The 7718-nt window shown below is 39.5% G+C and carries 7 protein-coding genes and 1 pseudogene; 4 read left to right on the plus strand and 4 right to left on the minus strand.

What is annotated here, in order from left to right:
* Positions 1 to 111 precede the first annotated feature (111 nt).
* The gene (locus tag G1O98_RS35275) at positions 112 to 714 is read left to right on the plus strand and encodes a tyrosine-type recombinase/integrase (RefSeq protein WP_163938606.1); all 603 of its coding nucleotides are present in this window, start codon (positions 112 to 114) and stop codon (positions 712 to 714) included.
* Positions 715 to 880: 166 nt separating this feature from the next.
* Positions 881 to 1297: a response regulator gene (locus G1O98_RS35280; RefSeq protein WP_163938609.1), complete on the plus strand. Its 417-nt coding sequence runs from the start codon at positions 881 to 883 to the stop codon at positions 1295 to 1297.
* A gap of 321 nt (positions 1298 to 1618) precedes the next feature.
* Here the strand turns inward: G1O98_RS35280 and G1O98_RS35285 are convergent, their stop codons facing one another.
* Positions 1619 to 1858, minus strand: coding sequence for a hypothetical protein (locus G1O98_RS35285; RefSeq protein ID WP_175586986.1), 240 nt, complete (start codon positions 1856 to 1858; stop codon positions 1619 to 1621).
* 378 nt (positions 1859 to 2236) lie between these two features.
* Positions 2237 to 2872 (minus strand): hypothetical protein, encoded by a 636-nt coding sequence (locus G1O98_RS35295; protein ID WP_163938616.1) that lies wholly within the window; start codon positions 2870 to 2872, stop codon positions 2237 to 2239.
* 219 nt (positions 2873 to 3091) lie between these two features.
* Between G1O98_RS35295 and G1O98_RS35300 the strand changes: the two genes are divergently transcribed.
* Positions 3092 to 3706: a MarR family transcriptional regulator gene (locus tag G1O98_RS35300; protein ID WP_243458636.1), complete on the plus strand. Its 615-nt coding sequence runs from the start codon at positions 3092 to 3094 to the stop codon at positions 3704 to 3706.
* Between the two features lie 475 nt (positions 3707 to 4181).
* On the opposite strand, the gene G1O98_RS35305 is transcribed toward G1O98_RS35300, so the two are convergent.
* On the minus strand, positions 4182 to 4943 hold the full coding sequence (locus G1O98_RS35305; RefSeq protein WP_163938622.1) for a hypothetical protein: 762 nt from the start codon (positions 4941 to 4943) through the stop codon (positions 4182 to 4184).
* A gap of 992 nt (positions 4944 to 5935) precedes the next feature.
* Between G1O98_RS35305 and G1O98_RS35310 the strand changes: the two genes are divergently transcribed.
* Complete coding sequence (locus G1O98_RS35310) at positions 5936 to 7294, plus strand: pentapeptide repeat-containing protein (protein WP_163938625.1); 1359 nt, start codon at positions 5936 to 5938, stop codon at positions 7292 to 7294.
* 118 nt (positions 7295 to 7412) lie between these two features.
* On the opposite strand, the pseudogene G1O98_RS35315 reads toward G1O98_RS35310, so the two are convergent.
* Positions 7413 to 7718, minus strand: a pseudogene (locus tag G1O98_RS35315) (hypothetical protein); the annotation flags it as partial.

Consider the following 7718-nt stretch of genomic DNA (forward strand, 5'->3'; position numbering starts at 1 on the left):
CTGTTATCAATAAGTCTAACTGTATGAGCCTGTCAACGGAGTAATGGGGCTTGTGGCGGTGTAGACTGTCCATAATAGAGCGCGTACACCGGACACTACCACCAGAAGTAAATGAGGCCGTCACCCCCAACTCGTCTACCTAACAAGCATTATAGGTCGAGAGAATACCTTACACCAAGCGAGGTGCGATCGCTACTCGATGCCGCCAAAGAGCGCAAAGCTCGTTATTCTCACCGTGATTATACACTGATGCTGATGATGTTTCGCCACGGTCTTAGGGTAGGGGAAGCTGTAGGGGCTAAATGCGGCTTAAGGTGGGATGCACTGATGTGGGCCGAACGTCAGATTTTCATCACCAGGGAAAAGGGTAGTGACTCTGGGGTGCATCCCTTGAGAGATGATGAACTGGTTTTGCTCAAAGAACTCAGAGAGATGTTGCCCGATAGTAAATATATTTTTGTTTCCGAGCGTGGTGAGGTGATGTCTACTGATGCGGTGCGAAAGCTGCTTGGGCGACTGGCGGCACAGGCTGGGCTTGATATCAAAGTTCACTGTCACATGATGCGCCATGCTTGCGGTTACTATCTGGTGAATCAGGGGTATAACACCAGAGAGATTCAAGACTTTCTGGGACACCGCGATATTAAGCACACTGAAAAATATACCAAGCTGAATGCTCGACGCTTCCTGAATTTTGATTGGGGTGATTTATGACATTGAGCGCGGGAGCGGGAGCGCGGGAGCGCTGAGGTAAAAAAATTGTTAGCGTCACCACGAGAATGGGAATACTAAAACGGCTCAATTAATCTGTTGAGTTGAATATTATCTAACAGCTAAATTTGGATTCAGCTTTAGCTCGTGAAAAATTTCCCAGTTAATTATGGATAATCTACAAGTTTTAGACGGACTGCGGGTGCTAGTAGTAGATGACAACCCCGATAACCTGGAATTGATTCAATTCATCCTTGAACAACACAATGTACAAGTAACAGTTGTCACTTCAGCCCATGAAGCCCTCAGTACAATTACGCTTTTGAAACCAAATATTCTGATCTCCGACATCGGGATGCCAATTGAGGACGGTTATTCACTAATTAGCAAAATTAGAAATCTCACTCAACAAGTAAGACAGATTCCAGCCATAGCTTTAACAGCACATGCGTCTATTGAATCACGTAACTTGGCTCTAGATACAGGTTTTTCTACATATCTAGCAAAGCCATTTGACCCTGATGAGTTAATAGCAGTTGCATCAAACCTCGCTGTTGAACACAAGATTTATGCTGAAAAAGTGTAAAAAGGCAATGCTTTCAAAACGACTCTACCGTAGATGATTTAGTATAAAACCATCTCAATTTTTTTTTCAAATACAGAGAGATTGTGATTAACAATACTGCCCTTTTATCTCAATGCGGCAGAGCATCGGGAACTGGATTATGTAGGTGCGAGTGCATTGGTATTATGTGCGACCACTCTTCTTCCTCTAATCACTGTATAAATCCTTGTGGGGTGGATAGATAATAACTCTTTACAACAGATGGGGATATATGCGCTCCTCCAACCATGCGAAAACTCAGTTAATAGCATCTCAAGACAAAATCATTTTAAGATGCTTTATTTACACCAAATTATTTTCAAGAGCTTTCAATTTTTTATAGCGATTCTTTTGTACAAACCACTGTTCACAAGCTTCTTTAACAATTTTTATCTCTTCGGATGACAACAACTCATCTGCTTGACCAGACGCTAAAATTTTAGCAGAAATAACTGCTTTTTCGTATTTCACTCCATACTTAACTAGTTCTGTGCAAAATATTTTTTCTATTTCTTCGTCTGATATATAAAAGTTACTAGACATTCCTAAACATATATAGGACTTATTTGAAAATACATCAACGGAAAAAATTTTTCGTCTTCAAGTTTACCAATTTCAAAAAAATCCAACTACTATCTGAAGAAGGATGAGTAAATATACTTAATATGCTTACTCTCTATTGGAGTTTAGATTAAATTATTTAAAAAAGCTACAACCTTTGTGTAGTAGCCATTTTCAACTCTATTGGCAGAATTAACAGAAAAACAAACAGACCAACACCTATGTGGGTGGAAAAGTCGGAAAATAGTAGTTAAACGACATCTATGGCAAGCGGCTGTGAGGGAGCAACCTGCGCCACTCCGTCCTGACTGGCGGTCAGTCCGGTAACTGTTAACTGGCCGTCCTGACGGGCAGATCAAGTTAAATAAATTTTTCTTGAGTCAAAATATTAATTTTCAAATCGGATACATTATTGGACTTAACCATAAACAGTAGATGGCCTCTCATTGTTGCTTCTTCATTTAAAGGTACTCCACTAAACAAACAGGGAAACTCATGTGCTGCGTCACAATTTTTAGCTAATATAAGTGCTATTGGTTTCAGTGAATTCGTATTGACAAATAATGCAGAATCTCTCTGTGCATTTTCCAGTTCTGGGATAGTATACCAGTTAAAAATAATATCATCTGCGTCAGTAGCATCGTATAGTCCTACTAGCCTTCTATATTTTTTATCCATAAAATTCAGCAATCCCTTACCTTGTTCATGCTGTCTTCTGATGCCAAGGTTAATAATATTCCTTTGCATCACCATTTCATAAGCGAATTTTAAATTGGTCTGCTCATCACCTATTTCAGAAATTTTCTTTTCTATTAAAATATCACCACCATGTCCTGATTCGTCTTGCATTCGACCGCAACACAAAATAATTTCTCCGCTCAAAACTTTTGAGATAATTTCTTGATGTGATGAATTTTCAAGACTTACATTTTGTTTAGCAAATCCTTTGTAAGGATTGTAGACATATCGTTTATTTTTCCCTTTCCCAATCTTCATTTTGAACTGTCCCTTGGATGATACACTCGTTCATTACTTACTTTTAGCTTAATCGGGCAGTACACAGTTTTACAGGTGGAGAGAAAAAATGAGTGATTAGCGATTGCCAACTCTTGCGTGCAATAGCCCCGACTCTGATTGCTGGTAGATACAGTTGCTAATTCCCAGTACCAAGGTGTATGCTGTTACACAAACTGTCTGCCAGTCAGACCGCCGACTATGACCAAACTAGACCGAGTACCAGTCGCCCAGCTTCCCGATAAATATGGGATTGTTAAATCTGTTATCTATGATCGGATCAATAGGTTAGGCATCAAGCCAACCAAAATCGGCAATAAGTCTTATGTCAGTGGAGAGCAGTTAGAGTTGCTTGACCAGCTAGATGCCCACATGAAAGCGGGTGGTAGTATGGCGGACTTTGCCGACCAATACGCCAGACAGTCCGGCGGTCAGTCTGAGTATTTTGATTCTGGCATAGAGTCTGCCAGTCAGCCTGACGGTCAGTTAACAGTCGCCGGACTAACCGCCAGTCAGTTCGGCCAACTTTCGCAAGTGATTGAAGGGTTAGTGACACGGCTGATTCCCGCCATTGTCCGCCAGCTTCCTCTCTTGGCGAGTGATCCAGTCGCCCATTTAAGGGCATTGGAAGAAGCTTATAAAAATGGTTGGGTACTCAGCACTCGTGAACTGGCGACTTTACTAAAATTGTCTCCCTCTACAGTTTGTAGGTACGGTTCAAAGTTTGAAGACGCTGGTTTTGTGTTTACCAGGGCAGGGCAAAGGAAGGGGGGAGAAGTGGCTTGGTCAGTTGGAAAACAGAGAAAATCTAAATAAGCATTAATTGTAGTCGGCAATAAATTGGGATTTCGTTTTAGTACAGACTTTGCGCTAATAAACCTATTGCATATAAAAAACCCTGGAGAAATGCCAACTCTATCGAGATTGCAATTTATCTAGGGTTGTAAAGTATATATTTATGTCACGTAAAAACGTAAACTTAGTATTCCCAAAAATTTTGGGATTTGAACGTTACATAGATGTGATCTTCATGGGGGCTGCCGAAATCAACCACAGAGTATATGCTCTACTCTCTACCATCTAAATGGAAATTACCCGATTTTTGGCTCAATGCCAAAAAAGCGATCACGTTAGATCAATATATATAGGCAGTAATTACACGTTTTGGCTCTTACGTGTAGTTTGATACGGTCGATATGCAACGGGATTGTTGGGTTGCTCAACTGCATCTCAAAGAAGTCCACTCCAACTGGATTGTTATTCCGAAACAGTAATAGAGAAAAATGATGAACTATTCAACCTTTAAAGGTTCTTGAAAGTTGTTTGTTTCTTGTTGACTTTTTGATTGTAATTTTTTACGAGTTTCTAAAAACTTTTTACCTAAATCGGTAATATCAAAATACTCCGTTAAATCAATTGAACGTTTTCCATAATCGCTCAATTGGATTAAGTATTGAACATATCCAGCCTTTAGGAAAATCAGCTTTAAATCTCGTAAACGCCTTAATTCATCACCAACTTTCTCAGATACATAAAAATCATAGCTTGTGCCTGTTTTAGAATGATGGTTAAGGCGATCAATTTTTTCATAATCCTTTTCTCCAAGTAAAAAATTATACATAAATGCTTGCGTTTCTTCTAGATTTTCTTGTGTTTCTCCTAGTATTTTTTGTTGTTTTTCTAGCTGTTCCAATTGTTGCGCTTGAAGCTCGTCAATTTGTTTTTTCTGCTCATTGACTTCTTTCTTTAGTTCTTTAAACTTGGCTGTAACAGCACCATCCTTAGAAAAGCCAAAATCCTCTAGTCTATTAAGTAACCCAGAGTTGAAGAACAGGACAATGGCAACAAGTATAAGATCAGGAGTTTCTATTTTTCTTGGAGGTTGTTGTCCTTCCTTAAGAAGCATTGGGCTAACTAGGCTAAAGATTAGATAACCTACTGCTATCACTGAAACAATTTCAATCCACCAATTTCTAGGATTTTTGTCCTCCTCACTAGAACTGCTAACCACAGACTGCTGTTCAATTTGTTCTTGATTGTTGTCTTCACTCATAAATTCCTTGCTTACGACTCAATTCATCACAGATCACCCTTAAAGCTAGTCAAAGGACTCAAGGTTAATAGGGATAACGCCGGAGGTGCGGTTCCAACGAAGTCTTGTTGTGACGACGCTTCGCAGATTTTAGCTATAATGTTAAGTTTTATACTGCGTCGGTAGAACAACTATTTATTATGCGGAAACTTTTTACATAACATTTATATTCGGGTATTATGAGGAATTTTTCCACATAATATCCTCAATTAGAATCTTTTTGCGGAAAATTTTTGAATATCAATGCAAATAAAATACTTCTGAACTTCGTAAAAATTATAGTTGGCTTATCGTTTTGGCACGGTGATGCCTTTTGGCTCGTGATTCATGCAGCATTACACGATTGGGCTAATACGTGTAATTGACAGCTACGATTATTGATTCCACGTTGTTAATCAAACGTTGAATCGGCGGTTGAAAAAGCTTATATCTCTGCCAATACTGAGAGTGCAGAGATATAAGCGTAGAATTTTCCTTTTCTGGCACGGTGATGCCTATAGGAGCGCTGGATTAGGAGAGGCAGCGGAAATAGAGTAGGAGTCCGGGATCACAATGCTGTCAATAAATTTACTACAGAAGTGCGGAAATTGTTTTTATTTTCTTGTAGCTATATAGTTTCTACGTTAATAAAAAAACTAGATAGCATCTATCTTTTGATAGATTTTTACCGTCTCTGTAAAACTTTAATTATCTTTCATGTAAAGATGTTTTTTGTGAGTATATGAACACCACGTAAGTTTTCTCATACTTGTATTTAGCAGCTTGATCAAAATTCACCTTTGTTGTCCCGTTTTACACATATCCTAGCTGAACCCCTTTTAGGTATAAACCTATGGTTTTTTTTAGGATGGATTGTAGTTGTAAGTTATTTGATTTTCAACTCAAAAGTAATTTGAAAATATATCGTTTTAAGATGATACGTTGCTGTGTACATTACTATTTAATACTTCGAGATGCAGATAATTGTTTGGCTGAAAAAACATAAATTGATTGGAGGTTGCACCTTTCTGTTTGTTGCTGGAGCGATCGCGTCAATTATTTACGCACCAGATTGGACTGGATTTGGTTCTGATTCTACAACAAACACAGAACGGGATAGTACGAGCAAAGTCATAAAAACTATCGAAGTTGAGCAGTCTGGGAAAACGCTTTGGGATTGGTTGGGACTGGGTGGTACACTTGCAATTCCGATTGCAATATATCTATTTCAACGTAGTGAAAACGAACAGACTGATAATATTTCACGTGAAGAAGCTTTACTTTCTTACTTTAAGCATATATCAGAGCTATTAATTGATAAAAAATTAAAATTATTAATTGATAAAAAATTAAAATTATTAACTGATAAAGAATCTAACAAGAATGAGTGCGCCGTGCTAGATGCACTTCTAGATAGTGCTCGTGCATGTACATTGTCACTACTACGAAGAATGGATAAGGACGGGGAACGTAAAGGGCGTATTATTAGTTTTTTAAGCGATGCGGAGCTTATAAGCGAATTGAATTTAGAATTGGCTGACTTAAGTGATGCGAACCTAATGAATGTCATACTGAATAATGCTAAATTGGGCTATGCAAACTTAAGCAATGCCAACTTAAGTTTGACCGACAAGCGGATTATAAATAAAATAAACAGAGAATTTCATCAAGCATGTAAGTTTGACATGCAAAATGTGCAGATGAGTGATAGCCAGAAAGCTGCATTGAAATTTATTGACAACGGTATACAACTATATTGTGCTAACCTCAAAGAGGCGTGCCTCTGCAATCGTTTCTTGCCAAAAGCAAACCTGAGCTATGCAAACCTGAGCGATGCCAACCTGAGTAATGCCAACCTGAGCGGTGCCGACCTGAGCGGTGCAAATCTGAGCGGTGCAAATCTGAGCGGTGTAAATCTGAGCGGTGTAATTCTTAATAAGAAGACACAGATTGATGCTAAATGGCATACAGTCTGGAAGATTGTTAATCAGGGAGCTAAGGGCCAAAATCTGAGCGGTGCCAACCTGAGCGATGCAAATCTGAGCGATGCAATTCTGAGTGGTGCCAACCTGAGCGATGCAAATCTGAGCGATGCAATTCTGAGTGGTGCCAACCTGAGCGATGCAATTCTGAGTGGTGCTAACCTGAGCGATGCCAACCTGAGCGGTGCAAATCTGAGTGGGGCTAAATATACAGACCCGAATACTAAGTCAGAGGCTTGCCAGTATATTCGATCAGAACCGTCATGCGCTACAAAGTTTCCCTCAAAATTTAACCCTATAGCTGCCAAAATGGTGTTAATAAAGGATCTCAATGATTTTCTTAACCAATAGTCGGCAAAGCGGAGTGTCTACCTCTGCCTGCAACAATCTGGGTAGCTCAACGAGTGGATTTGTGGCAGTGGCAGACACCGACTATTTGAGATTTATCGGTTAAGAGTTGCGCCATCACCTAGAGGGAGAACCCTTTACTTTGTCTGATTGATTGTTGTTGCTGTTCTTCTATTATCTGTTGCAATACGCGGTCTGCTTTTTGCCAAAGCATCAGGTCTTCTCTTTCTACTGTCCCGATATTAATCGGTGAATACTCAAGCTCACCTGACTGGTTTCGGTTGACTGCCACCCGAAAAATCTCACCTCGTTCATCATGGGTAAATACCAATTCTCTACCCTGCTTCTCCAGAGTGGCACGTTTGAATCTTCTAGTATGTCCGATTTTGGGGTAGACATAGCTCACCCCTAGCTCATTATAAATTTC

This window comes from Nostoc sp. UIC 10630 (assembly GCF_010747425.1).
In the GTDB taxonomy this organism is placed as follows: Bacteria; Cyanobacteriota; Cyanobacteriia; order Cyanobacteriales; family Nostocaceae; genus Nostoc.

Bases quoted from the DNA above. Each gene is read 5' to 3' on its own strand.
- G1O98_RS35300 (WP_243458636.1), top strand. From the start codon at position 3,092: ATGACCAAACTAGACCGAGTACCAGTCGCCCAGCTTCCCGATAAATAT.
- G1O98_RS35305 (WP_163938622.1), bottom strand. From the start codon at position 4,943: ATGAGTGAAGACAACAATCAAGAACAAATTGAACAGCAGTCTGTGGTT.
- G1O98_RS35295 (WP_163938616.1), bottom strand. From the start codon at position 2,872: ATGAAGATTGGGAAAGGGAAAAATAAACGATATGTCTACAATCCTTAC.
- G1O98_RS35310 (WP_163938625.1), top strand. From the start codon at position 5,936: ATGCAGATAATTGTTTGGCTGAAAAAACATAAATTGATTGGAGGTTGC.
- G1O98_RS35275 (WP_163938606.1), top strand. From the start codon at position 112: ATGAGGCCGTCACCCCCAACTCGTCTACCTAACAAGCATTATAGGTCG.
- G1O98_RS35285 (WP_175586986.1), bottom strand. From the start codon at position 1,858: ATGTCTAGTAACTTTTATATATCAGACGAAGAAATAGAAAAAATATTT.
- G1O98_RS35280 (WP_163938609.1), top strand. From the start codon at position 881: ATGGATAATCTACAAGTTTTAGACGGACTGCGGGTGCTAGTAGTAGAT.